At 38.7% G+C, this 315-nt stretch carries 1 pseudogene; it reads left to right on the plus strand.

Going from position 1 to position 315, the window contains the following annotated elements:
• Positions 1–315 (plus strand): annotated as a pseudogene (locus C1G53_RS00145) (hypothetical protein); the annotation flags it as partial.

The raw sequence follows: 315 nt of genomic DNA on the forward strand, positions 1-315 counted from the left end.
TTTTAAGGTCTTTGCTTCCTCCAAATTGAAACAATCCTATAGTTTTGAAGGGATTGAATCACTCTTTTTAAAATTATCTGAGGGACGTCTAACTTTGGCTAAGTCTAAAAATAATCAGATTAGTGTGGAGATTTGCTACAATCAAGATGCACCAGAAGATAAGCTTCCTCGTCTTTATGTTGAAAAAAAGGGGCTTTATTTTCACAGTAGCTTGGCCTGTCGTTTGACAATCAACTTGCCTCAGGAATGGATGTCGGTGCTGGATTTGGAACTTGGTCAGGCAGATGCTCGCTTGGATTACTTACCATTTGAAGA

Origin of the sequence: Streptococcus suis, from assembly GCF_002960445.1 — a bacterium.
GTDB classification, from domain to species: Bacteria; Bacillota; Bacilli; order Lactobacillales; family Streptococcaceae; genus Streptococcus; species Streptococcus hyiners.